General features: G+C 44.4%; 24 protein-coding genes. 10 read left to right on the forward strand and 14 right to left on the reverse strand.

The features are described 5' to 3' along the window. Positions 1 to 18: 18 nt before the first annotated feature. Together ACEZ3G_RS03510 and ACEZ3G_RS03515 are read right to left on the reverse strand one after the other, a co-directional pair. On the reverse strand, positions 19 to 399 hold the full coding sequence (locus tag ACEZ3G_RS03510) for an iron chaperone (protein ID WP_432424090.1): 381 nt from the start codon (positions 397 to 399) through the stop codon (positions 19 to 21). 8 nt (positions 400 to 407) lie between these two features. Continuing rightward, entirely contained in the window at positions 408 to 2,009 is a 1,602-nt protein-coding gene (locus tag ACEZ3G_RS03515; protein WP_432424091.1) for a sulfatase family protein, read from the reverse strand. 166 nt (positions 2,010 to 2,175) lie between these two features. Here ACEZ3G_RS03515 and ACEZ3G_RS03520 point away from each other — a divergent pair, with 166 nt between their 5' ends. The 4 genes from ACEZ3G_RS03520 to ACEZ3G_RS03535 all read left to right on the forward strand — a co-directional run bounded on the left by ACEZ3G_RS03520 (position 2,176) and on the right by ACEZ3G_RS03535 (position 6,723). Beyond that, positions 2,176 to 3,060: a nucleotidyltransferase family protein gene (locus ACEZ3G_RS03520; protein ID WP_432424092.1), complete on the forward strand. Its 885-nt coding sequence runs from the start codon at positions 2,176 to 2,178 to the stop codon at positions 3,058 to 3,060. Further along, on the forward strand, positions 3,038 to 4,132 hold the full coding sequence (locus tag ACEZ3G_RS03525) for a phosphotransferase enzyme family protein (protein WP_432424093.1): 1,095 nt from the start codon (positions 3,038 to 3,040) through the stop codon (positions 4,130 to 4,132). Before ACEZ3G_RS03520 ends, ACEZ3G_RS03525 begins: the two co-directional genes overlap by 23 nt. A gap of 113 nt (positions 4,133 to 4,245) precedes the next feature. Next, complete coding sequence (locus ACEZ3G_RS03530; RefSeq protein WP_432424094.1) at positions 4,246 to 5,259, forward strand: zinc-binding alcohol dehydrogenase family protein; 1,014 nt, start codon at positions 4,246 to 4,248, stop codon at positions 5,257 to 5,259. Between the two features lie 9 nt (positions 5,260 to 5,268). Continuing rightward, entirely contained in the window at positions 5,269 to 6,723 is a 1,455-nt protein-coding gene (locus ACEZ3G_RS03535) for a tagaturonate reductase (protein ID WP_432424095.1), read from the forward strand. Between the two features lie 14 nt (positions 6,724 to 6,737). Here ACEZ3G_RS03535 and ACEZ3G_RS03540 read toward each other — a convergent pair whose 3' ends face one another. From ACEZ3G_RS03540 to ACEZ3G_RS03560, 5 genes are read right to left on the reverse strand one after another with little or no spacing between them, the layout of a single operon-like run. Next, on the reverse strand, positions 6,738 to 7,895 hold the full coding sequence (locus ACEZ3G_RS03540; protein ID WP_432424096.1) for an alpha-hydroxy acid oxidase: 1,158 nt from the start codon (positions 7,893 to 7,895) through the stop codon (positions 6,738 to 6,740). Between the two features lie 34 nt (positions 7,896 to 7,929). Next, a complete protein-coding gene (gene fucP / locus ACEZ3G_RS03545) occupies positions 7,930 to 9,252 on the reverse strand; it encodes an L-fucose:H+ symporter permease (protein WP_432424097.1) in 1,323 nt (440 codons plus the stop codon). 18 nt (positions 9,253 to 9,270) lie between these two features. Further along, the gene (locus ACEZ3G_RS03550; RefSeq protein WP_432424098.1) at positions 9,271 to 10,050 is read right to left on the reverse strand and encodes an SDR family oxidoreductase; all 780 of its coding nucleotides are present in this window, start codon (positions 10,048 to 10,050) and stop codon (positions 9,271 to 9,273) included. Between the two features lie 9 nt (positions 10,051 to 10,059). Further along, positions 10,060 to 10,914, reverse strand: a complete 855-nt coding sequence (locus ACEZ3G_RS03555) for a fumarylacetoacetate hydrolase family protein (RefSeq protein ID WP_432424099.1) — start codon at positions 10,912 to 10,914, stop codon at positions 10,060 to 10,062. Between the two features lie 4 nt (positions 10,915 to 10,918). Beyond that, on the reverse strand, positions 10,919 to 11,692 hold the full coding sequence (locus tag ACEZ3G_RS03560) for an SDR family NAD(P)-dependent oxidoreductase (protein ID WP_432424100.1): 774 nt from the start codon (positions 11,690 to 11,692) through the stop codon (positions 10,919 to 10,921). Between the two features lie 301 nt (positions 11,693 to 11,993). Here ACEZ3G_RS03560 and ACEZ3G_RS03565 point away from each other — a divergent pair, with 301 nt between their 5' ends. The 5 genes from ACEZ3G_RS03565 to ACEZ3G_RS03585 all read left to right on the forward strand — a co-directional run bounded on the left by ACEZ3G_RS03565 (position 11,994) and on the right by ACEZ3G_RS03585 (position 16,886). Further along, the gene (locus ACEZ3G_RS03565; RefSeq protein ID WP_432424101.1) at positions 11,994 to 13,190 is read left to right on the forward strand and encodes a Gfo/Idh/MocA family protein; all 1,197 of its coding nucleotides are present in this window, start codon (positions 11,994 to 11,996) and stop codon (positions 13,188 to 13,190) included. Between the two features lie 133 nt (positions 13,191 to 13,323). Next, positions 13,324 to 14,304, forward strand: coding sequence for a sugar phosphate isomerase/epimerase family protein (locus ACEZ3G_RS03570; protein ID WP_432424102.1), 981 nt, complete (start codon positions 13,324 to 13,326; stop codon positions 14,302 to 14,304). Between the two features lie 90 nt (positions 14,305 to 14,394). Continuing rightward, positions 14,395 to 15,180: an SDR family NAD(P)-dependent oxidoreductase gene (locus ACEZ3G_RS03575; protein ID WP_432424103.1), complete on the forward strand. Its 786-nt coding sequence runs from the start codon at positions 14,395 to 14,397 to the stop codon at positions 15,178 to 15,180. 8 nt (positions 15,181 to 15,188) lie between these two features. Next, positions 15,189 to 16,097, forward strand: a complete 909-nt coding sequence (locus ACEZ3G_RS03580; RefSeq protein ID WP_432424104.1) for an ROK family protein — start codon at positions 15,189 to 15,191, stop codon at positions 16,095 to 16,097. Between the two features lie 3 nt (positions 16,098 to 16,100). Continuing rightward, entirely contained in the window at positions 16,101 to 16,886 is a 786-nt protein-coding gene (locus ACEZ3G_RS03585; protein ID WP_432424105.1) for a sugar isomerase domain-containing protein, read from the forward strand. Between the two features lie 81 nt (positions 16,887 to 16,967). Here ACEZ3G_RS03585 and ACEZ3G_RS03590 read toward each other — a convergent pair whose 3' ends face one another. The 6 genes from ACEZ3G_RS03590 to ACEZ3G_RS03615 all read right to left on the reverse strand — a co-directional run bounded on the left by ACEZ3G_RS03590 (position 16,968) and on the right by ACEZ3G_RS03615 (position 23,577). Then, the gene (locus tag ACEZ3G_RS03590) at positions 16,968 to 18,278 is read right to left on the reverse strand and encodes a TRAP transporter large permease (protein WP_432424106.1); all 1,311 of its coding nucleotides are present in this window, start codon (positions 18,276 to 18,278) and stop codon (positions 16,968 to 16,970) included. Next, positions 18,268 to 18,756 (reverse strand): TRAP transporter small permease, encoded by a 489-nt coding sequence (locus ACEZ3G_RS03595; protein ID WP_432424107.1) that lies wholly within the window; start codon positions 18,754 to 18,756, stop codon positions 18,268 to 18,270. The genes ACEZ3G_RS03590 and ACEZ3G_RS03595 overlap by 11 nt, the downstream gene beginning before the upstream one ends. Then, positions 18,756 to 19,766, reverse strand: a complete 1,011-nt coding sequence (locus tag ACEZ3G_RS03600) for a TRAP transporter substrate-binding protein (RefSeq protein ID WP_432424108.1) — start codon at positions 19,764 to 19,766, stop codon at positions 18,756 to 18,758. The genes ACEZ3G_RS03595 and ACEZ3G_RS03600 overlap by 1 nt, the downstream gene beginning before the upstream one ends. A 66-nt stretch (positions 19,767 to 19,832) precedes the next feature. Continuing rightward, positions 19,833 to 20,732 (reverse strand): SDR family oxidoreductase, encoded by a 900-nt coding sequence (locus tag ACEZ3G_RS03605; RefSeq protein WP_432424109.1) that lies wholly within the window; start codon positions 20,730 to 20,732, stop codon positions 19,833 to 19,835. Further along, positions 20,660 to 22,039, reverse strand: coding sequence for a putative oxidoreductase C-terminal domain-containing protein (locus ACEZ3G_RS03610; protein ID WP_432424110.1), 1,380 nt, complete (start codon positions 22,037 to 22,039; stop codon positions 20,660 to 20,662). The genes ACEZ3G_RS03605 and ACEZ3G_RS03610 overlap by 73 nt, the downstream gene beginning before the upstream one ends. A gap of 161 nt (positions 22,040 to 22,200) precedes the next feature. Next, a complete protein-coding gene (locus ACEZ3G_RS03615; protein ID WP_432424111.1) occupies positions 22,201 to 23,577 on the reverse strand; it encodes a Gfo/Idh/MocA family protein in 1,377 nt (458 codons plus the stop codon). 235 nt (positions 23,578 to 23,812) lie between these two features. Between ACEZ3G_RS03615 and ACEZ3G_RS03620 the strand changes: the two genes are divergently transcribed. Further along, entirely contained in the window at positions 23,813 to 24,736 is a 924-nt protein-coding gene (locus ACEZ3G_RS03620; RefSeq protein WP_432424112.1) for a ThuA domain-containing protein, read from the forward strand. Between the two features lie 24 nt (positions 24,737 to 24,760). Here ACEZ3G_RS03620 and ACEZ3G_RS03625 read toward each other — a convergent pair whose 3' ends face one another. After that, on the reverse strand, positions 24,761 to 25,483 hold the full coding sequence (locus tag ACEZ3G_RS03625) for a GntR family transcriptional regulator (protein ID WP_432424113.1): 723 nt from the start codon (positions 25,481 to 25,483) through the stop codon (positions 24,761 to 24,763). Positions 25,484 to 25,642: the final 159 nt, after the last annotated feature.

Genomic DNA, 25,642 nt, shown 5'->3' on the forward strand with positions numbered 1-25,642 from the left:
CCTATACCGATATCTCCCCTATTTTCTTGTTTTCAACAACGCCTTGGTCTTATTCTCATTCGCCCTGAACTTGACTATCTCTGATATAAGGCCAAGAGGTATCGGTGCATTCAAAGGGAATTGCACCGAGCCTTTTCCCTGCTTATATTTCGACAGTTCTTTTTCAAATTTTTTGTGACCGGAAGGAGTCGCATAGAACCCGATATGCTTTTCATAAGCCGCAAAATAGACCAACATACCATGATATTTGAATGCAGGCATGCCGTAGCTTATCGTTTCTTCGGCATCGGGTGCCGACTTTCGAATAGTTGCCCTGATATCTTTAAGAACCTGTCGGACATCTTCGGGAAAGGATGCTATGTATTCGTCAACATGTGTATGGATAATTTTTCCCTTCATTTATGTCACTAATTTGCTTTTACCGACACTTTTTTTAGTTCATTTCCCTCACCATCTAAAATATAGGGTTCAAAATCGGTATCGCTTACCCAGCCGGCCTTCGGGTTTTTACCGGCCATAAAATCGGCATAAAAATTTCTACCGTTTACAAAAGGCGCCTGCTCGTACAAAGGGCCATAACCGATCATGCGCAAATCACCCTGCGCCAAAAGCCTGCTCTCCATTTCTGATTTGAGGGAAGCCTTCTTATCAGCGTAGACCGGGTCGGCCGCCAGATTGTTCATACAAAAAGGGTCATTTTCTATATCGTAAAGTTCTTCTTCGACCCTTTTTCCGAAATTCATCTTCCAATATTTTTTATTGCCATTTCTCCTCAAATTCAAGATTTCGGTCTTGGTCGGGCTTCCGTCGGTATTCAAATAACCCGTTTCGGGATTGCCCTTGGGCCACCTATCGATTTCATAATTCCTTATGTAAAGCATGTTGTTCTTATGAATACCGCGAATCGGATAACCAATGTCACCGGGTCTTCCTGTATCGTGCCTTTCCTTGCCCACAAGAACATAATCTCGATCGGCTTCAATTTGCCCCGATTTCTCCGAATCGATAATATTCATCAAACTTTTCCCCGTGGCAGGATGCATTCCCGAGGATTGCCAATCGACCCCGGCCGCTTCCAAAAAAGTCGGGGCAAGGTCTATAAAACTGATATAATCGTCCACTACCCTACCTACGGATTTCATTTTATCCTTCCAAAGAATGGCCATGGGAATATGGTTCGCATTTTCATATTGATCGCCCTTGACCCTCGGAAACGGCATGCCGTGATCGGAGGTAACCACGATCAAGGTATTTTCCAACTGGTTCTTCTGCCTTAAAGTCTCCAAAATCTTCACGATATGTTTGTCGGTATCCTCGATCTCGAAGGCATAATCGAGCAAATCGTTTCGCGTAAACTCATTATCTGGCCAATAGGGCGGAAAATCTTTGATCATGTCCTCTGTTTTTCCTCCCAACCTCTTGCCCGAACCATATTCGTACCCCCGATGCGGTTCAATACTACCGACCCAAAAACTCCAAGGCTGGTCCTGGGGAACCTTTTCCAAAAAATCCTTGAAATTGCCACTGTAATCATTGTTTGAAATACCCTTTGTGGCAGGCTGTAACTTTTTTTCATTGAAGGCACGCCCCATGACTTCACGTTCCCGGCCATCTGCCGTAAGCGTCACTGCCGGGCCGTAACCTTTTGAAGTATGACCAGTTGCGTACCCATTTTCCAACAGTACCTCTTGATAGGTCTTGAACCGGGGCGGAAAGTAAATTACATGGTTTGCGGCGGCATCGAGCTGCCACGGATTCCTTCCGGTAATTATCGATGCCCTTGAAGGCGCACATTTCGCATTGGGCGTGTAGGCCCTGTTGAAAAGAATACCTTCTTTGGCAATCGCATCAAAGCCCGGGGTGTTCACATAGGTACTTCCGTAAACACTCATGTCCAATCCGGCATCATCGAAAATAATGACCAGAATATTGGGTCGTTCATTGCCCTGCGACCGTGCCCCAAAGCACAATAAAATGAATAGTATAAGTATCAGTCTTTTAGTCTTCATGCGCAAAGGTCATTTTTGGGTCCAAATTATTTATCAATCCATTTCCAAAATAGAAAAATATAGTGTGAAAATCTACATTGGTATAGATTATTGTTAGGTATGTCGATCATCGGAAGTCGTTTTGACTGTAATGTCCTACTTTTGCACCGTTAAAAATTTAAATTTTATGACCTTACTTTTAATGGCGGCCGGAAGCGGCAGTAGATATGGAAAGTTAAAACAGTTCGACGACCTAGGACCTTCAGGAGAGTTTTTGATGGAATTCGCCATGTACGATGCCCTAAAAAACGGATTCGATCATATTGTGGTCATTACCAAAAAGGAATATATACATCACGTTACCGAACAGATGGAGGGAAAACTTCCTGCCGGAATCAAATTGGATGTTTTGGCCCAAGAAATAACCGATCTACCCGACGGGGTCGTTTACACCGGAGAAAGGCCCAAGCCCTGGGGCACGGCGCATGCCGTTTGGACCGCCAGAGATGTCATAGACGGGCCTTTTGCCGTTATCAATGCCGATGATTTTTATGGGGCAGCGGCCTATCGCAACGCTGCCGATTTTATGCGAGCCCACAAGAATGACAATACATTTGCCTTGGTAGGCTATACGCTAAAAGATACGCTATCGGAGCATGGTACGGTCTCCCGTGGGGTATGCCAAGTGGACGGCGAAAATCTGGTTTCGGTAAATGAGCGTTTAAAACTAGAACAAGATGGCGATATCGTCATAGACCGCGATTCTCAGAACAGGTATACCGGTGAAGAGCAGGTAAGCATGAATTTTTGGGTCTGTAAACCATCTATCTTTGAAAAGATCGAAAACGATTTTAGAACGTTCCTTGCCGATGAAGAGCTGGCCAAAACCAGTGAACTGTACATTCCGAAAATAGTTCAAGATATGTTACAGGCCGGTGATATTTCGGTAAAGGTGGTTCCTTCCGATGGCGAGTGGTTCGGTGTCACATACGCAAGTGACAGGGAAAAGGCCGTAGAATATCTGCGCCAAAAAACCACCGAAGGCGATTATGCTTCTCCATTATGGAACTGAGATGAGCAAATATTCCGATACGACCTTAAATACAGTGCTATGCAACTTTGAAGTATCTCAAAAGCAGTATACTTTTAAGCCGCTGACCGATGGGTATATAAACGACACCTTTCTAGTATTGGACAATGACCTTTCGGCGTATATTCTTCAACGGGTAAACCATCAGGTCTTTAAGGACATGAAGGGGCTTATGCGCAACATAGACAAGGCGCTTAAACAACTCGATGCCCCTGATTATCAAAAGATAACATTGATCAAGACCATACACGGCAAAAAGTATTTTGAAGACCAAGAAGGGTACTGGAGGTTAATGACCTTTATTGACCATAGTACCGCCTACAATACTACCACCGATCCAAAAATAGCTTTTGAGGCGGGCCGAATAATAGGGCTGTTCCATGTATTATTGAAGGATGTGAAAATCAATGACTATATAGAACCAATTCCACGTTTTCACGACCTCGATTTGAGAAGCGAACAATTTAATCGATCGCTTCAAACGGCCAACTCCGATAAACTGCATGTTTCAAAAGATATGATTCTCTTTGCCGAAGATGTCTTGGGAAAGCTTTCTGAACTGACACAAAAGAAATTACCACTACGAATTTGCCATAATGACACCAAACTCAACAATATTCTCTTCACAAAAAAGGAGAACAAGGCACTCTGCCTGATCGATCTTGATACCTTGATGAAAGGCCATTTTTACTATGATTTCGGCGATGCCATTCGTACTATCGCGAACACCGCACTCGAAGATGAGCAAGACCATAGTAAGATTACCTTTGACAAAGACCTTTTCACGGCCTTTGTGGACGGACTCGTATCGGTCGGCCCATTTTTGTCGCAGGAAGAAATCGATACCGTACATTTGGGTGCAGTTTTCATGCCCTTTATTCATGGGCTTAGGGCTTTGACCGATTATCTTAACGATAACATTTACTACAAAGTGGCCTACGAAAATCAAAACCTTGACCGTTGTCGCAGCCTTTTTGATTTTACGCAGAAAGCCCTTCTCAATCTGGACTATATGAAAAGAACCGCTGCAGAAAAACTGACTTCCGCTTCTTAAAAAGAAATTATCATCTTTTTTCCAGTGTAATATTCAAGAAAGTAGATTTCACTTGGTTATATTTATATGTCCTACTTATTTTTAGGCAAATACTGCTGCTTTTAAAGGATTTTATGAAATATATCGTTTGTCAAAAACCGGGTGAGTTTATTTTAAAGGAAAAAGAAAAACCCATCAAAAAACCTGGTGAGGCACTATTAAAAATCAAGAAAGTCGGTATTTGCGGAACCGACCTACATGCCTATAAAGGAAATCAGGCTTTTTTTACCTACCCTAGAATATTGGGCCATGAGTTGGCCGCCCGAATCGAGGAAATCGATGAAAACGACAAAGGATTGAAACCCAGTGAAAGTGTTGTGGTGATGCCCTACCTCAGCTGCAAAAAATGTATCGCGTGTCGTAACGGAAAAACGAATTGCTGTACAGACCTTAAAGTCTTGGGCATTCATACCGATGGGGGAATGCAAGAATTTGTATCGTTACCCATTGACCTTTTGATTCCCGCAAAAAACCTTAGTATTGACCAAATGGCCATTGTAGAACCCTTGGCCATTGGCGCCCATGCAATCCGTAGGGCACAGATAAAAAAAGGCGAAACCATTGTAGTCATCGGATGCGGCCCTATTGGAATTGGCATAATGAAATTGGCAAAGATTGCGGGTGCAAAGGTAATAGCGATGGACACCAATACAGAACGGATTGATTTTGTCAAGAATGAAATAGGGGTAGATCATGCCATAATTGCCGATAAAAAAAAATTTGAAAGCGTGGCCCAACTGACCAATGGCGATTTGGCAACGGCTGTATTTGACGCAACGGGACATAAAGGCGCTTTGGAAACCGGTCATCAATACATGGCGCATGGTGGCAGATATATCTTAGTAGGTCTTTCAAAGGGAGAACTAAGTTTTCAACATCCGGTCATTCATGCCAAGGAAACAACCTTGTTATGCAGTCGAAATGCGACCTTAGACGATTTTGAACATGTTATCGAAGTATTGGGTTCGGGCCGATTTCCCATAAATTCCTATATAACCCATACTGTGCACTTTACTGAAATGATCGGTCATTTTGACGATTGGCTGGAGCCCAGCAATGGGGTAATAAAGGCGACAGTCGAATTTTAGTCTTAATAAATGGAACCACTGAATAGAACCACCGTCAAAGACTTACCAACCTTGCCGTTAAGAATAATGCAATTCGGCGGTGGTAATTTCTTGAGGGCATTTGTCGGTTTAATGGTACAGATACTAAACGAAAAAGCCAATTTTGATGGTGCTATTGCCATTATCAAACCTACGGAAAGGGGCGATTACCAAAAATTAAAATCACAGGACGGGTTGTTTACCGTTGTATTGGACGGAATCAAAGCCGGGGAATCGATTGCCGAGAAAAAATTGGTCACCTGTGTTCAACAGATCATCAACCCCTATATCGAATGGCGACAATATCTTGATCTCTCCAAGGAGGCCGATATGCGATTCATTGTCTCGAACACTACCGAAGCGGGCATAAAATTTAACCCAACCGACGGTTATACGGATGTTCCTCCCAATGAGTTTCCGGCCAAACTAACGGTTTGGTTGCACCATCGCTATTTGCATTTCAATGCCGACCCATCGAAAGGATGCATCCTTTTACCCTGTGAACTCATTGAACAAAATGGTACAACCCTAAAACAATCGATCCTGGATTATGCCGATTATTGGGCTTTGGACGATGGCTTTAAAAAATGGATCGATGAATCAAACTATTTTTGCAATACCTTGGTCGACCGTATCGTATCGGGCCACCCTATAGATCGGGCCGAAAAGATACAAAGTGAAATAGGTTTTAAGGATGACCTTTTGGTTGCGGGTGAATATTACCACAGCTGGGTTATAGATGGTCCAGACCTAGTTCAGGCCGAATTGCCTTTTGCAAAGACCGACCTCAACGTCAAATTCGTAAATGATCTCTCCCCCTACCGGGAAATGAAAGTCCGTATTCTTAACGGTGCCCATACAGCCATGGTACCCGTAGGGTATTTGTGCGGATTTCGTTTGGTCAATGATGCCATTGAAGATATCGAGATAAATAATTTCGTAGAATCAATGTTATTGACAGAAGTATGTAAAACACTTGACTTTGAAGAAGCGACCAAACATGCATTCGTTCGAGACGTATTGGACCGTTTTCGTAATCCTGTGTTAAAGCATCAGCTTATCAGTATTGCGTTGAATAGCACTTCTAAATTCGTGACGAGACTTTTGCCGACCCTAAAGGACTATCTGGCGCTCGAAAAAAAACTTCCCATGCATTTCGTCTTTGCGTTTTCTGCCTTGATACTTTTTTACAAAGGGAAATGGAACAATGAAAAAATTGAATTGAACGACAATTACCAAGTGTTGGATTTCTTCGATACCCTATGGAAGGATTTCGAAGCGAAAAAGGTAGACCTTTCCGAAATGGTACAGGCCATTTTAGGAAACCAAGCGATATGGGGCGAAGATTTGAACGCTATCCAAGGTCTTTCCGAACAGGTCATTGTATATATAAAAGCTATTCAAAAACAGGGTATTCGGGCCAGTCTGCAATCGATTCAGGCATAAATATCGAATAACACTCATTTCAAATGCTTCGGAAAATCCTCGACACGTTCGCAACAAATCTGTTCCATTACCTGTTTGAGCTGCGTTTTTAATAGCGAGATCGTATGATTACCGCCCGCTTTGCCGAGAGCCGAAACTCCGTACATAAACGAACGCCCCATAAAGGTGAACTTGGCCCCACTTGCCAAGGTTCTGGCGATATCAGGACCGGATCGCATACCACTGTCCATCATGACGGTTATTTGGTCTCCATATTTTTCGGCGATCCTTGTCAAAGGTTTGATGGTAGATTCACCGGCATCCAACTGCCTACCGCCATGGTTTGAGACGATGATGCCATCAAGACCCAAACGAATGGCCTTTTCGGCATCGGCTTCGTTCGCTACACCTTTGAGCACCAGTTTGCCCTTCCACATATCGCGGATCGGTTTAATTTTTTCCTCGTTCAACCTTCCCGAAAAGGTTTGGTCCATAAATTTCCCCAACTGCTTCAAATCAAGATTCTTGGGCATATACGGTTTCAAGGTCTCAAAATTAGGCTGGCCATGGATCAAGGTTCTCATGGCCCATTCGGGCTTGCCCAAAATTTGGATTATGTTCTTGATCGACATTTTTGGGGGCATGGCCAAGCCGTTTCTAATATCACGTGGCCGGAAGCCGAAAGTCGGCACATCACATAAAATGACAAAAACCGGACATTCAGCAGCCTGGGCCCTTTTGATGATGTCGTCCCTCAGCCTATTTTCGGCCGGATGGTACAATTGAAACCACGCACGGCCTTCGGTCAATTCGGAAATGCGTTCAATACTACTGGTCGAGACCGTACTCAGCACAAAAGGTATGTTATGCTCAAATGCCGCCTTTGCCAATATTTCAGGAGAATTCGGCCACATGAGTCCTTGTAAACCTACCGGGGCGATACCGAACGGAGCGTCATAGGTATGGCCGAACAATTCGGTACTGATATCTGACCCGGCATGTTTGCTCAAATACTCGGGTATCAGTTCAACCTCCCTTATTTCTGAAGTGTTTTTGTGCAGGTTCACATCTTCGTTGCAGCCCCCATCCAAATACTCAAAAGCAAATTTGGGGATTTTTTTTTGAGCCCTTTTTCGCAAATCCTCTACCGATGGATATTGTGCATTAAAAGTTATATTCGTAATTCTTCCCATTTCCGATGACCTAATGCTATTTGTTCAAATTTTCCTAGCCGACCTTGTAAGCCTTTAAGGTACGGTATCCATAAATTGCGACGACCAAGAAGCACACCAAAGGCAAAATAAACGAGAAATTCACCTCAGGCACTCCTAGAATCGTAATATCGTTATAAGCACTTCCTCCCATATCAAGAATCATTCCCTGTAAAACGGGCATAAAGGCCCCACCGACTATGGCCATGACCAAAAATGCCGAAGCCGGTTTTGCATCGTCGCCCAATCCTGTGAGGGCAATTCCATAAATGGTCGGAAACATCAGCGACATACAAAAAGACACAAGAACAAGACTATATAGTCCTCCCATTCCCTGTATAAAAATAGTGCCCAAACAAAAGATAACGGCCAAAATCGACAAGAGCATCAGCAATTTTCCTGAATTGATAAATTTAAGGAGATAGGTACAAAGAAAACGGCCGAGCAAGAAAATAATCAGGGCCGCATAGGCATAATTTACGGCTTCCCGATTGTCGATGCCCAGATTTTCGGCATACTGATAGATATACGTCCAACACATGATCTGGGCGCCTACATAGAACATCTGGGTCAAAACCCCGCCCACAAAACGTTCTTTCTTGAAAATACGTTTTATGGAGCTGAACATATCGGTGGCATTTTCATCTTCTTTCTTTTCGGGCATTTTTACCAAGGCGATGAGAACCATCATAAATATGACAAAAAGGCCCAAGGCAACATACGGGTTTCTAATTACCTGTAAATCAGATGTTTTTACGGATGCCTTTGCCGCACCCGTCAAAGTTTCATAAATAGGGTTTCCGTTTACATCGAGGTCATCAGATCGTAAGGCCGCCAAAATAAAGGTCTGGGCCACAAAAAGCCCTGTCAGGGCACCGATAGGATTGAACGACTGTGCCAAATTCAAGCGCTGGGTAGCGGTCTCCTCGGCACCCATATCCAAAATAAACGGATTTGAAGTAGTTTCCAAAAATGCAAGACCGAAGGTCAGTACGTACAAAGCCACTAAAAAGAACATGTAATTCTCCATCGCAGCGGCTGGATAAAACAACAATGCCCCGGTCGCATACAATGCGAGTCCGACCAAAATACCGGTTTTATAAGAGTATTTCTTGGCCACATACGCAGCCGGAAGTGCCATGGTAAAATATCCTCCATAAAAAGCGGCCTGCACCCAAGAAGCTTGGGTATTGCTGAGTTCCAATATTTTCTTGAAGGCGGAAACCATGGGGTTCGTAATGTCGTTGGCAAAACCCCAAAGCGCGAAAAGGGAAGTTATCAAAATAAACGGAAGTAGTATCTTTTTGGATACCACGGGCGGTTTTTGGTCGGTTTTCATGTCATATGGTCTTTTTACTTATAAAGCCCTGTCAAGATGGGTATATCCGCCATCGACAAAAATGAGCTGCCCCGTGGTATGGCTCGATTTAGAGGATAGCAGAAAAACTACCATATTGGCGATTTCCTCGGCGGTGGTCATTCTATTCCCCAAAGGGATATTGGCAACAATACTCTCCAGCTTTTCTTTTGAATTTGGAAATGTTTTTATCCATCGGTCATACAGCGGTGTAAAACATTCGGCAACAATTACCGCATTTACCCGTATGTCATAGGGCAGCAACTCAACCGCCCATTCACGTGTCAGGGCATTTCGGCCACCATTTGCCGCAGCATATGCCGAGGTTCCTCCTTGTCCGGTCATCGAAGTCTTTGAACCGATATTCACGATGGACCCCTTGCTTTTTTTGAGCGCGGGCAATGCATAATGCGCCATCATATAATAGTGGGTAAGATTTCGATTGATAGAACGCAAAAAATCTTCGTAGTTGCCATTTTCAAGACCTACCCCATCGTTGATACCTGCATTATTGACCAGCCCCTCGATCCTTCCAAACTTTTCAACGGTGCGTTCGACCGCCAGCCTACACTGTTCGGGGTCGGTAAGTTCGGCAAAGGCGTAATAGGCTTTATTTCCATCTTTTTCGATTTTCTGTACCGCCGTCATTACATCGTCTCGATTTCTACCGATTATCACCGGAATCGCCCCCTCATCGGCCAACACATTACAAATACCGTTACCGATACCTTTTGAGCCTCCGGTGACCAAAATGACCTTATCTTTTAGTTGTAAGTCCAAATTGATAGCTTATTTATAGGCACGTGCGGTTTGTTTCGAACTTCCCAACCCTTCGATACCGAGTTCTACAACGTCGCCGGGTTTCAGATATTTAGGTGGGTCAAAACCGAGGCCCACCCCGAAAGGCGTTCCTGTTGAAATAATGTCCCCCGGAAGCAAGGTCATAAATTGGCTAATGTAGCTGACCACCTCCTGCACATTGAAAATAAAATCATTGGTTGAGCTGTTCTGAACCATCTCGCCATTCAACTTCAACCATAAATTCAGATTGTTCGGGTTCGGTATTTCGTCTTTAGTGGCAATGTAAGGTCCTATGGGCGCAAAAGTATCGCATCCTTTACCCTTGCACCATTGGCCTTCTTTTTCGATCTGAAAGGCTCTTTCACTATAGTCGTTGTGCAACACATAACCTGCCACATGGTCGTATGCATTGGCTTCGGAAACATACGAGGCCTTCTTGCCGATAACAATGGCCAACTCGACCTCCCAATCGGTTTTTTCACTACCTTTTGGTATTATCAGATCATCATTGGGGCCTACAACGGCCGAAGTCGCCTTAAAGAACAAAACCGGTTCTTTCGGTACGGCCATACCCGATTCGGCAGCATGTTGGGCATAATTCAAACCTACGCAAACAATTTTTGAAGGACGTGTCATGGGAGGGCCTAGACGCGTATCTTTCGATACTTTAGGACAGTTGCCCATATTCGTTTCCAACCAAGAGGCCAACCTTGCTATGCCATCGGTACCGAAAAAGTTTTCGTCATAGTCTTCACCGAAACCGGAAACATCGATCCATGAACCATCTTCTTGTTGCAGACCCGGTTTTTCATTGCCCTCTTTACCAAAGCGTATTAATTTCATGTGTTTAAGCGTTTAGTTTGATAAACCCACCATCGATTGGAAAGTCGGTTCCCGTTATGAAAGAAGCTTCATCTGAGCATAAATATAAGGCCAAATTGCCAATTTCGTTAGGGGTCCCCATTCTTCCGATCGGTTGGGTCTTTGATAATTTGTCGAACATCTCCTTTTCCCGGCCCGGATAATTTTGGGCAATAAATCCATCTACAAAAGGTGTGTGCACCCTCCCGGGTGAAATACTATTGCACCGAATTCCGTATTCCAAATAATCCTTGGCTACCGAATAGGTCATCGTAAGCACTGCGCCCTTTGACATTGCATAGGCAAAACGATCGTTAATACCAACGGTGGCCGCAACGGATGCCATATTGAGAATGATTCCTCCTTTTTCTTTCATAGAAGGAATGATGGCGTGTATGCAATTATAGACACCTTTGATGTTGACCGAATAAATCCGGTCCAGATCAGTTTCTTTTGTCGTTTCTACATTACCGACATGGGCAATGCCCGCATTATTGACCAAAATGTCTGCCGGGCCATCGTTCAAAATAGCCCCCATAACTTTTTTGACTTCTTCGTGTTCAGCCACGTTGCAAGCATGCGCCACCGCTTTACCACCTGCTTCGGTAATTTTTGCAACGGTGTCGTTCGCAAGATTTTCTTGCAATTCCAAAATATGTACAAAAGCACCACTTTCTGCAAGCGAAATACAAATGGCCTTACCAATTCCACTGCCCCCTCCTGTTACAATTGCTACTTTGCCCTTTAAACTGAATTTCATTTTCGAATATTTTGATACGAACCTTGATTGGGTTCGACTTAAGAACTTCCTTAAATCTTTCGTTTTGGAAATGTAAAAAGAAATAACCGAATTTTGTTTTTAAGTTGCCCACAAATCTTGTTTTCCTTATTTCAAATCGCATGTAATTGTAAAGGTGGTTCAAACCGATATATTTTGGCTGGCATCCACGGGTTAAAATACTTACATTTACAGATACACACTTTTTCAAGTATCAGGGCATTCAAACTTTAAAGCATAAGAAAGTACATGCGGCGTTATGATGTCCACAATTAGTTAAAATATGAAAATCGCCATGTTGGGCTCTGGTTTTATAGCCCGCTTTTATGCCGAATCGTTACATGCACAGCGACGTGTAGACCGTCTAACTATGGTCTATTCGAGAAACGAACAAAACGCGAAACGCTTCGCCAAAGATTATGGCCTGGAGCATTATAGCACTTCGATGGAAGAAGCTATTGCGCACCCCGATGTTGATGTGGTCTTGATCTCCTTGCCCAATCATTTGCACGAGCCAGCGGTTCTGGCCTGTGCCAAGGCAAAAAAACACGTCATCTGCACAAAACCATTGGGGCGGAATGCCGAAGAGGCCAAACGAATGCTCGACGCTGTCGAGAACGCCGGAATCTTTGGAGGTTATCTAGAAGATCTTTGTTACACGCCGAAATTCCTAAAATCGATGGAAAGTGTCAAACGCGGCGATATCGGCCGCGTACTTTGGGCAAAATCTCGTGAAACGCACCCCGGCCCGCACAGCGATTGGTTCTGGGACAAGGAAAAATCAGGGGGTGGTGCGATCATCGATCTTGGGTGCCATTGTGTAGAGATCAGCCGTAATTTTATTGGGAAAAATATCAAACCCATCGAAGTCATGTGCTGGGCCGACACCCAGGTCCATCCCATCGATGCCGAAGATCATGCCATCGGACTTGTAAAATATGCCAACGGCGCCATCGGCCAGTTCGAAGTCAGCTGGACGTTCAGAGGGGGAATGGATCTTCGTGACGAAGTCATGGGTACCGAAGGCACCATTTGGGTCAACAGTTTTTTGCGTACCGGTTTTGAAATGTTCAGCACCGGAAAGGGTGGTGAAGGCTACGTCGCAGAAAAAGCAGAGTCAAGTACGGGCTGGTTGTTCCCTGTTGGAGACGAGGCCCACGAACTTGGCTATCCGCACATGTTTACAGATATGTTCACGGCCATCGAAGAAAACCGGGACCCGCTGGAAACCTTCTACGACGGTTATGTAGTGAATGCTATTTTGGATGCCGCTTTCAAGTCCGCTGACAGCAAGACATGGGAACCTGTCGTTTTAGAGGACTGGCGGGGCGATGAACCAGAGGACAACCAAAAACGATGGAAATCATACGATGACGACCATTATCTTATTAAAGAGGAGATTTTGCCCAATGGAGATGTGACCATTATCTTAAAGCATAAAACAACTGGGGAAGTCTCTAGAAAAGTAACCTTGGCGTAAAGACGTTTATAAAAGTACAAACCATGAAATAAGCCATAACAATTCTTGATACCCGCCGATATGTTCAATGGCGAATGACACCTGCTTGCCGTTAGACAGGTCTGACCGATCAAGAACAATAAAACTTGAACAGATGAAAAACAAGATTTCGAGACGAAGTGCCATCTCCTCGGGATTGAAAGTCGGTGCCGCCGGTATATTGGGCCTTGGCTTCAACGGCGCAAAAGAAAACCCACATACGGCTCGTACAACGCTATCAAAAGCAAAATTACCCCTAAGGGTAAGCCTGAACACTTCAACTTTGATGGCCTACAAACTCACGGTCGATCAACAGATCGATTTGGTCGGAAAAGCGGGTTTTGATGGCATTGAACTATGGATGCGCGATATCAAGGCATATGCAGGTAGTGGCGGAAACCTATCCACCTTAAAAGAAAAACTCGAAGCTCATAATCTGGTCTTGGAGAATATCATAGCGTTTTCAGAATGGTGCAGTGACGATTCCGATAAACACAAAGAAGCATTAAAATTGATGAAGTCGGAAATGATCATGGCCGCAGCAATCGGTGCCAACTATTTTGCCGCCCCCGTTCAGGGAATCGAACAGATAGACCCGACCAAATACGATGAGTACGCCAAACGTTATCGGGCCATATTGGAACTTGGTGATGAAACGGGCGTCGTTCCGGTCATTGAACTTTGGGGAATGGGAGCTCTACATAAGGTTTCCGATTGTGCCAAAATCGTCATTGACAGCAAGCATCCGAAAGCAACCATGCTGCTCGACTTTTACCATGTTCATCGCGGAGGAAATGATTGGAATATGATCAGCACCTTGAACGCCGCAAATTTCCCGGTCATCCATATGAACGATTATCCTGGAAGTCCGGAAGCCGCGTTATTGACCGATGCCGACCGCGTATTGCCCGGTGAGGGTGTCTGTGATTTCAATGACATTTTGCCAAAGCTTTATGCCGCCGGGTTTCGGGGAGGGCTTTCGGTAGAGCTTTTCAACAAAGGCTATTGGGAAACCATGGATCCTGAAACACTGCTCAAAAAAAGTTACGATACTACACGTTCAACTATAGAAAGTGCATTGCCGAACGTCAAATAAAAAAACAAACACCTTATATACCGATTATTGCCAATTAGGTAGAATTTCGTTTCAATATGGCATACGATATTAGTTTACATTCTGAAATCAATGGACTTTAAAAATACTTCTTATATCATAATGGGCGGCACCACGGGCATGGGACTATCGGCCGCAATCGCCCTTAATGATAATGGTGCCAATGTGGTAGTCGTAGGCAGAAATCCGGAGAGCTGCAAAAAGGCGCAGGAAACCTTAGGGGATAACTGTATCGCGATCAGTGGCGATGCCACCGAACCCGAAACCATGAAAAAGGCCATTCACATGGCGCATGACACGTTCGGAGTTATTTCTGGGCTTTTTCATGTTGCCGGAGGCAGTGGGCGAAAATGGGGCGACGGCCCGCTTGACAAAATTACGCTGGAAGGTTGGAACAAGACCATGGAACTAAACCTGACCTCTTTGATGCTTTCCAACCAAGCGATGACCAACTATTTTCTCGAACATAAAAAGGAAGGCATAATCCTTAATATGGGTTCGGTATTGGGGTTCTCACCTTCTCCCAAATATTTTACGACCCATGCCTATGCAGCCGCCAAGTCAGCGATTATCGGGTTCTCGAAATCCATCGCGGCCTATTATGCGGAACATAACATCCGTGTAAACGTCATTGCCCCGAGCCTATTCATTACCCCTATGGCCAAACGTGCCGCCGAAGATGCAGAAATTCTATCCTTCTTAAAAACAAAACAACCGTTGGACGGTGGCCGCCCGGGAGCTTCGGAAGATATTAATAATGCCGTATTGATGTTCTTGCACCCCGAATCAAGATTTATTACCGGACAGGTTTTGGCAGTGGATGGAGGCTGGTCAATAAGCGAAGGGCAATACCAATAGGCAACCGGATGGAAAAGCATTATCTTGGAATCGACATTGGCGGCACGAAAATTAAAATAGTCGTTATCGATGAAGTAGGCGAAATTCTCGAAAAGAACGAAGTCTCGACCGATGATGGAAGTGGCGAAGCCCAAGTTTGGAAACAAAAAATAATAGCCACCATTCGTCAAAAAACGGAACAATATACCAATGGAAATTCAGATATATTGCCTTGCGGCATTTCCGCACCAGGACTTGTGGATGCCCAAAACAAGATGATACTCCATATGCCGGAACGATTACACGGCATCGAAAATTTCAATTGGTCGGTTGAGCTCGGCCGTAATATCAAAGTCATCAATGATGGGCACTCGGCCTGTATCGCCGAATACGAATCGTTTTATCGTGCCAAAGGAGTACAACATTTTTTGATGCTTACTTTGGGTACGGGCGTGGGCGGCGGAATTATTATCGATGGTAAGCTATATCAAGGAAATCTGCAACGCGCCGGACATGTAGGCCATATGACGGTAAACATAAATGGTTCTCAGACCATGACAAATATGCCCGGAAGTCTCGAACATGCCGTAGGAAACTTTTCGGTTTTTCAACGCACCGAAGGCACTTTTAAAAGTATTCGAGAATTGGTCAAAGCCTATGAAAATGGGGATTTAAAAGCTAAATCTTGGTGGTTGGAATCGGTACGCAGACTGGCCGTGGCCTTGGCCTCTTTAACAAACATCCTTTCTCCTGAAATCATTGTTCTAGGAGGTGGTATCACCGCCGGTGCCGAAGATTCCCTTTTAAAACCCTTAAAAGAATTCATGTCGGATTACGAATGGCGCCCGGGCGGTCATCGAATCAAAATCGAAAAAGCAAAATTGGGAGAATACTCCGGGGCCATCGGTGCCGCTTACTATGCTAAAAACAATATATAGAAAATGAGCCTAACAAAACAATTTTTAGAGAAAGGCAAAGGGATTATTGCCACAATCGAAAAGCAAGAACCCGTTATTCAGGAAGTCGCCGAATTGTTCGCCCGATCCATATTGAACGGGCGCATGGTACATCTTTTCGGTTCTGGGCACAGTCGAATAATGGTCGAGGAAATGTGGCCGAGGTATGGCTCGTTTCCGGGGTTTAATCCCATAGTAGAGTTATCGCTCTCTTTTCATAATCTCGTGGTGGGCGCCAACGGCCAACGTCAGGCGATGTTCCTTGAAAACGTTCCGGGATTGGCGGCCCGAATCTTGCGTAATTTCGATACCGATGAGAGAGATACCGCTTTGGTCATTTCCTCCAGTGGGTGCAATGTCGTACCTATTGAAATGGCCGAAGAGTTCCAAAAGCGCAATATTAAAGTAGTCGCCCTGGTCAGTAAACTACATTTGGAAGGGAGTTCCTCGAAAAAATCAGACGGCAAAAAATTGACCGATTTCGCCGATTATACTCTCGATACCGGTGCACCCTTGGGCGATGCCATGATCTATCTCAACGGCCTCGATTCGCCGGTTGCCCCCGGATCTACTTTGGGCGGGGTTTTGTTGATCAATTCCATCAAAGCCGAAGTGGCAAGCATTCTTCATAAAAATGGAAAATCACCAAAAGTGCTGAGCAGTGGAAAAATAGTAGGCGAGCAACGAGCGATAGATCTTTTTGAATCGGCTTATGACGAACATGCCCATCTAATGGCAAAATTGTATGAAAATATTGGTAGACACCAATAAACCAACCCAATTTATAGTGAAGTACGGTTTACCTACTTCTTCAGTCCTGACCTGGAAAACTTTAGCTAAATATGGGTATTATCAATCGATAAGCCCAAAAACTCTGGGCATCCATAATGAAAGTTCTGGCACATAGGTCAATAATAAAAGAACCAAGACCATCGCGCCCAATAAGGGCAACAAAGGTCTGATCACCTTGGTTACCGATACGTTGGCAACGCCACTGCCAACGAACAACATTGTACCGACCGGCGGAGTGCACACACCGATGCACAAATTCAGAACGATGATCATACCGAACTGCACAGGGTGCATATCCAAAGCCATAACAACGGGTAAAAATATGGGTGTGAATATCAATACCGCCGGGGTCATGTCCATAAACGTACCTACTACCAATAAGGTAATGTTAATGAACAAGAGCACCAATAATGGGTTCTTCACAGACTCCAGTAGAAATCCTGTAAGGTTCTGAGGAATCGATTCAAAAGAAAACAACCACGACATGGCCATGGACGTTGAAATCAAGAACATGACTATTGCCGTTGTTTTGGCGCTCTTTAGGAGTATCGGGCGAAAATCGGAAAACTTCAATTGTTTGTTATAAAAACCCAATAGTATGGCATAAACGACCGCAATGGCAGCCGCTTCGGTTGCCGTAAAGACGCCTCCGACAATACCGCCCACCACGACTATCAACAGGGTAAGGCTAAGAAAGGCTTTGCCAAAATCACGGAACACCTGTTTAAAACCCACGCGCGGGGCACGGGGCAGTCCTTTTCTCATGGCATATATATAGACCATTACCATAATTGCCAATCCGACCAAGATACCGGGAATATATCCTGCGATAAAGAGTGCCGCGACCGAAGCCGTACCCCCACTCGCCAGGGCAAAAATTATGAGTACATTGCTCGGTGGAATCAAAAGACCGGTCGTAGAGGAGGTCATATTCACCGCCGCACTATATTCCCTTGGGTAGCCCTCTTCTTCCATTTTTTCGGTCAAGGTGCTTCCTATCGCCGAGGCAGCCGCAATGGCCGACCCCGAAATCGCCCCGAACAGCATGGCCGAGATAACGTTTACGAAAGCCAATCCGCCCGGAAAACTTCCTATCAAAGATTTGGCAAAAGCGATAAGTCGGTCAGCGATTCCCCCGCGGTTCATTATTTCGCCGGCCAAGATGAAAAAAGGAATGGCCAAGAGCGCAAAATTGTCTATACCTGTGGTCATTCGCTGACTGATAGTCGTAATCGACGGCATAAAAATCATATTCAAGACCAACGTCAAGGTCGATGAAATGCCGATGGCATAAGCGACAGGAACACCATAAGCCAAAAGGGCGAAAAAGCTCAAAAACAAAACCAAGATACTGATAGTCTCAATGCTCATCGGAAGTCGTATTAAAAGTTCTTCGAAAATGATATATGGAAAAGAAAATAATAAGTGCCCCGCTTATGGGAACGATAGCATACACAAACCCAAGAGGAATATTGAGCGCGGGGGATATCTGGCCCAATGTCAAGGTGGTGTAGACCAAGTTGCCGCCTCCGACAATCATGACGACAAAAGCGAACAAGGCCATAATAATCTGAATGATGCGTTGCCTTTTTAACCTTTTTTTCTTGGGAAGCTTCGAAAGCAAGAAATCCATCGAAAGGTGCCCTTCCTCCTGTCCATTGATATAGGCCGCACCCAGAACGGTCAGCCAGATCAGGGCGAACCTGGCAAACTCTTCCGTGAACGAACTAGACTTGCCTATTACATAACGTGAGACTACCTGCCAAACTACATCGAGTACTAAGAGACCAAAGATGATCACAAGAAACGATTCGATGAACTTGTTCAAAATGCGATACGTTCTATGCATTAGTTTTCCAGTATTTTTTCGATTACCTCTTTCATCTTGGGGTCTTTCATCATGCGCTGCAGCACTGGCCTTGATTTATCCGAAAACCGGCTTTTATCAGGGTAGACAAATTCAACCTGCGCTTTCTTCAGCACTTCCATGTTCTCCTTTATTGTTTCTTGCCAATAAACGCGCTGTCGCTCCACGCTCTCATCGGCCGCTTCTTGAAGCCATTCTTTTTCGGTCTCGCTGAGCAAGTTCCAAAACTTTGTACTGACGACAACTACATCGGGTACCATGGTGTGCTCATCAAAGGTATAGTACTTACAGACTTCATAATGATTCGAGGTCACAAATGAAGGAATGTTGTTTTCGGCGCCATCGACCACATTTTGCTGTAAGGCCGTGTAAAGCTCACCATAGGCCATGGGCGTTGCCGATGCACCCAGGGTGTTGACCATTTCAACCGACATTTGGTCGTTCATTACACGGATCTTCATTCCATTTAAATCGTCGGGCGAATTCACCGCTTTGTCTTTGGCGTAAAAGCTTCGGCTTCCGGCATCATAAAAACAGAGCCCTCGTAAAAGATACTCGGTACCGCTTGCCAGCAACTGTTTGCCAACTTCGCCTTCCAACACGCTAAAAAGGTGTTCACTATCCCTAAAAAGATAAGGAATACTGGTCACCTGATATTCGGGAGCGAAGTTCGACATTGATGCTGCACTCACCTTGGTCAGCGCAATGCTTCCTATTTGCAATAATTCCAATACCTCCCGCTCGGTTCCAAGCTGACCGTCAGGAAAAATCTTAATCTGCAACTTGCCACCCGACTTCTCTTCCAAGAATTTTTGCATATCTAAAATTCCTTTATGAACTGGGTGCGTAATTGGAAGTGAATGTGCAAAAAACAAAGTCTTGGTATCCGGGCCCGATTCGCAAGAATTAAAAAGGACTCCTAGCAGCAAAAGGAGTACTACGGTCAAGACTATATTCTTCGTACCATTATATTTTTGGGAATATCGTTGCATAAGCGTTCTAATATTATTCAAATAGAGCACAATTACTGTGCATTCACTATGGACCCAACCTACGGCCTAGACACCTGAAAATGAGCTAAACCCGCCATCTACATCGAAAATACCCCCGGTTACGAAGCTTGAGGCATCGCTCAAAAGGTAATGTACCATACCGTTGAGTTCGGAAGCATCGCCAAAGCGCCCCATAGGAGTGTTCATAATTATTTTGTTGCCCCGATCCGTAAAGGAACCGTCGTCATTGGTCAGCAGCCTTCTGTTCTGGTTGCCAATGAAAAATCCGGGAGCTATGGCATTGACCCTAATTTTATCACCATGTTTCGATGCGAGTTCATGGGCCATCCATTTGGTGAAAATATCGATACCAGCTTTCGCCATGGAATATCCCAATACCCTTGAAATCGTTTGCTTGGCGGCCATCGAAGATATATTCACGATGGTTCCATATCCTTGTTCCACCATTAACTCGCTCAAGACAATAGTTGGAAGCACCGTACCGAACAGGTTAATATCGACGACTTTTTTGGTGTCGCCAAGCGATATGTCATGTATGGTTTGGTCTGGCCTCAAGGTCGCCCCTGGAATATTGCCCCCTGCCAAATTCACCAATCCGTCTATTGGCCCGATTTCTGTGCCGATCTTTTTACCGATTTTTCTCAGTTCGGCCTCGTTCAATAGATCAATGACGAAAGCACGCGCATTGCCATCGGATATGGCATCAAGCTCTTCAATTTTTTTATCCAGTTTTTCGGGTGACCTACCCAACAAGATTACCTTGGCCCCATTGCGGACCAAGTATTCGGCTATGGAACCTCCCAGGGCTCCGGTAGCCCCGGACAGTGCATAGGTTTTGTTTTCTATTGAAAATTGGTTGTCGGTCATTTCGTTTATTTTTCCTTGGCCATCTTGTAGGCCTCGATGGTCGTGTAGTACTTCGTTATCATATTTGGGACTTCCCATTCGGGAAGCGCTCCATTTTCCAAGTACTTTAAATAGTTCTCCGTCACCTGGCCAAAATGGGCTTCATGCCCTATTTTGAATCGATCGGGAATATTTATTCTCCAGAGCGAGTCGGAAACTTTTTCAAAGGTCGTACCGTTAAAATTTGCGGCTACCGCGGATTCGATAGCTCCTTTTAAACTATCCTCAAATCCATTTGGATCCTTTGCTTCAATATATAAAATGGGCCTGTAATTTTCTTCCTCTCCCTGCTTGATCACCAAATTGCTCTTCGTACCCCGCATAATGCTATAATGCGTATCACCGGTTCCTTCCGGTGCCTGATAATTCCATATTACCGAAACCTTGGCATGTTTGCCCTTGATTTTATAGTTCATCTCTCCGTTTGAATACACGTTCAATTTTCCATCGACAATATCCTTTTGCAAGTAATGGGGAAATTCTTGGAGGCCCGTTACTTTTTCAAATTCTCCTTTGGTCAAGATGGTCGGCCACCTTCGGGCCGATAACATTTCAACATCGGCGGAATCAACAAGTTGCCCTGGAAATGCTTCCCATTGAACCAAATCCACCAAATGAGTCGTTACGTCGACAATACCTTCACCTTCTTCATTAATATCAAAGAACCATGGCGGCCTGACCAAAGGTTGCCCCGAAACATATTTGAAAAAATGATGGACACTCTCCTTACTTATGGCCGGTTCTTCAAGATTTCCATCGACCAATTCGCCAAAAACATCGGGCAAGGTCGAGAAAAGTTTTTGCAATGCCGTAGTCGATTCAAAACGTTCGGTCATGATGTCATAGACCAACAAGCCCTTTTCATCGGCAATTTTAAAGACCTCTTTCAATTTCTTAAATCCCGCTGGATCGATTACCAAAGGTTTGTCGGCATATACGTTCAACCCGGATTTTACGGCCGCCAAGATGTAGTCTATCTTTTTTGAGTTCTTGCCCGCCACGATCATCACGTTGCCCGGTTTTTTATCGAGCATTTGTTCCAAGTAATCATCTCCATAATACTTTTCGACTTTCCATTGTGTCGGATAATCTTCCCTGGAATTGTAGGCATCGATCTTATTTAAAAAGTCGAGTACCTCGTCACCTTTTGGAGCAAACAAATAAATTGTTGAATCTACCTGTCGATACATGGTCTTATGTACCAAAGCGGCATGAAAATGCCCTGGATCCAAGGTCATGAGTTTTACTTTTGATAATACTTCATCTTGGGCCGCCATGGATTCTTCCTTTTTTTCCCCACAAGAAAGCATGAGACAAAACAATGTAAAGAGCAAACAGTTTCTCATACGAATTTCATTCAAAAATTTTGATTCTACAGCCTGATCAGCTATGGGTGGATTCTATAAACAAGCATTAAATATAACCATTCAAATCTTTAATGGGTTTTTCTAAACTACGTACCTGTGATTTTGGAATGGGGTGTCCAAAAGCTATTCCGTCTTGGCGTTTAGACCTTTACATAATCCGTTCCGTAAGGTTTTCGTTGCTCGCGCCGAAGCATTGCATTGGCCTCATCGTCGTTGATGAATTCTTCCTTTTGGTCGTCCCACTCCAACTTTCTATCAAATTGCATGGCAATATCGCTGATCAAACAAATAACACATGCCTTATGTCCTTTTTCAATCGGTGAGATCGGTTGCTTTCTGGTTTTGATACAATCGAGCCAGTTGCCGTGCTGGTCGTCTATTTTTTCAAGATGGATCTCATTTTCAGCAATGACCGATTCCAAGATTTTTGGATCTGATGCATTTAAGGCTTTTGCACTTTTTTCTTTGTCCACCGGATCGCTTGCCGACGCTTGGTAAGCACCCCGCGATACAAATATCCAACCGTCATCGCCGATATATTGCACCCCATTGGTATAGCCCCCACTTGTATAAACGGTAATACCGTTATCGTATTCGTGTTTGACGAAGAAATCGCCATGTACGTTCCATAATCCCGATTTTGGGAATTCTGCCAAAGCCTCAACGGACTTTGGGCCCGTCAATTCGGTATCCATCCCCCATGCCGCGGAATCATAGTGGTGTTGTCCCCAACCAGTAATCATTCCGGCACCATAATTTCGAATTCTCAACCAACCCGGGCGGCCATAACCTTCTTGCGGGTGTACCCCAATCTCCGTATAGGGCACTTCAGGGGTCGACCCCAGCCACATATCAAAATTTAGATTCGAAGGCACTGGCATTTCGGGGGCCAGAGGCCCCGCAGGATCTCCTGGCAGACCTATTTTTACGGTATGTATTTTGCCGATGCGGCCATTTCTTACCAATTCGGCAGCAACCCTAAATTGGGGCATGGCGCGCTGTTGGGTACCCACTTGAAGGATAACGTTCTTACTTTTAACCGCTTCCTGTAACTGTTGTCCTTCCCTGACCGTCAATGACGTTGGTTTTTGCAGGTATATATCCTTACCGGCCAAGGCAGCTTCCAAGGCGGGTTGCGAATGCCAATGATCGGGCGTACTGATCATGACCGCATCGATATCCTTGTTCATCAACAACTCACGGTAGTCTTCATAAACCCTAGTATCCATATATTTCTCCTTACCCGTCTTTTTTTGATAAAATTCATCGGTAAAGGTTTTGGCATACTGCGCCCTTTTTGAATCCAAATCACAAACCGCAACCAGGCGTGCTTCGTCAAACTGCATGGTATCGGGCATGTCGTGCCCCAGGGCTATTCGGCCACACCCGATCTGACCGATATTTATCTTATTGCTCGGCGCGTCCTTTCCAAGTACATGGGCCGGAACTATGCTCGGGAACCCTACCATGGCAGCGGTACCCAAAGTCGTTTTACTGATAAATTTCCTTCTTTGCATATCTGGTATCTGTTGATTTAATTTGAATAAATTCCGTTAATCTGTTTTTGCATATTTCGATTCCCTTGACCCGAGCATTGTGACACCATCAGATTTGTATTGTTCGCCCTTTCTCAAAAAATACGCGTTTCAAAAGTTTCTTTTGACCGTTCATTTAAGTTTACTATAAAACTATTCTTAAATTTGACGATCATCGGTTGTGAACGTTAACGAAATAACATAAAAAGCGGCAACAATGCAAAGATTATTGGTTTCATTTCTAACATTTTTGATTCTAGGGTCCGTTCAGGCCCAAAGCCTTGAGCCCATTGAAATTACTTCTGAGTGGCTCTCAAAAATCGAAAGATCGGCCCCCTCGGAACCCACTATAAAGAATACTGAAAAAAGAAAGATCCTGGTCTTTTCAAAAGCACCGGGGTTTTACCACTGGACCATTCCGCATAATGTTGAAATGCTTAAAATACTTGGCAAAAAAACGGGTGCTTTTGAAATCCATATCGGCTACGATATAGATAATTTCGAAAAGAAAAACCTCAAAAAATACGATGCCCTAATACTGAACAATTCGAATCCGAGCGGACCTGATCGAGATTTGTTCGCGGATCTTTTAAAGCAGAACACAACATTTACCGATAGCGAAATCAAGGAAAAGGCGGCACAATACGAACAAAACCTCTTGAACTATGTAGCCAAAGGGGGAGGGTTGATGATAATGCACGGTGCCATTACATTGCAGAACAATTCGATGGTATTCAGTAAAATGACGGGGGGTAGCTTTGATTATCACCCGAAACAGCAAGAAATACATGTAAAGGAAGTTGACGCGAACCATCCATTGGTAAGGGCTTTCAAAGGAAAGGGACTTACGCATATCGACGAGCCCTATTTTTTCAAAAATGCATATGCGGATCATAATTTCAGGCCCTTGCTTTACATGGAAGTCGACAAATTGGAAGGGGTGACAAAAGAGGTCGATGAAAACAAGATTTATATTTCATGGATCAAAAGGTATGGCAAAGGCAGGGTGTTCTACAGCTCGCCCTCGCATAATGCCCATAGTATGGACAATCCTGAATTACTGGAGTTTTTCCTGGATGGAATACAGTATGTAGTAGGAGACCTCAAATGTGACGATAGTCCGCTCGGGAAACGGAAATGAAATTACCACTTAAACAGCGATCCGTTATAAAAAATAACTGTTTCTAATCGGGTATTCCGATGTGTCGCAATACAGATCTCCGTATAAGTTCAATCCCGGCTTGCTGGTTCGAAACCGAACCGAAATATGTAGAATGGGGGCCCCTTCAAGAATATTCAGCTTTTTTGCCACATCGATCGATGCGGGTTTGGATCTGAGCTCCTGTTCCGCCCCCATAATCTCGATCAAATGCTTCCGGCTAAGCGTCTTAAAAAATGAACCATCGACAAATTCGTCCGATTCGATGAGTCCCAGGGCATTGAGTGAATACCAATTATTTTCCAGCACCACAGGGTGGCCGTTGATATTTCGTACCCGTTGAAAATAAACGCATTGCGATTTTTGCTCTTCATTGGTCAGGGTAAAGGGTATAATAGGGTCCCATCTGGCAATCCGAGATGGTTCGGTCACAATAGTCTCCACCTCATAGTCGATGGATCCCGATATTCCTTTGACGGTGAGCAAACCCAATGACTTTCCCCTTTCAATAACTTTGCTTCCCTTGCCCTGTTCTTTTACTATAAACCCTTCTTTCAAAAGTTCGTCCAGCGCCTTGCGTATAGTTGTCCTGGTAATACCGAACCGGTTACAAAAATCATTTTCGGACGGCAGATAACTGCCGATAGGATATTTACCCGTCTGTATCCTTTTTTTAATATAATCTCGAATAGTACGGTACTTATGCTTTTCAAGTTTTTTGTCGCCCATATTCTTGAAGTTCGGAACCTGCCCTAAAAAGTCGGAAAAGTATGAAATATTACTTGTACGTACAAGTTGGAATGGTTACTTTAGCCTATCGATGGGTTCCGGATACCTTTGTAATTGAGTCGAAATAGAATAGAGTTTCAGGAGCCCATGGATCAATCC

Source organism: Meishania litoralis (assembly GCF_042611095.1).
In the GTDB taxonomy this organism is placed as follows: Bacteria; Bacteroidota; Bacteroidia; order Flavobacteriales; family Flavobacteriaceae; genus Meishania; species Meishania litoralis.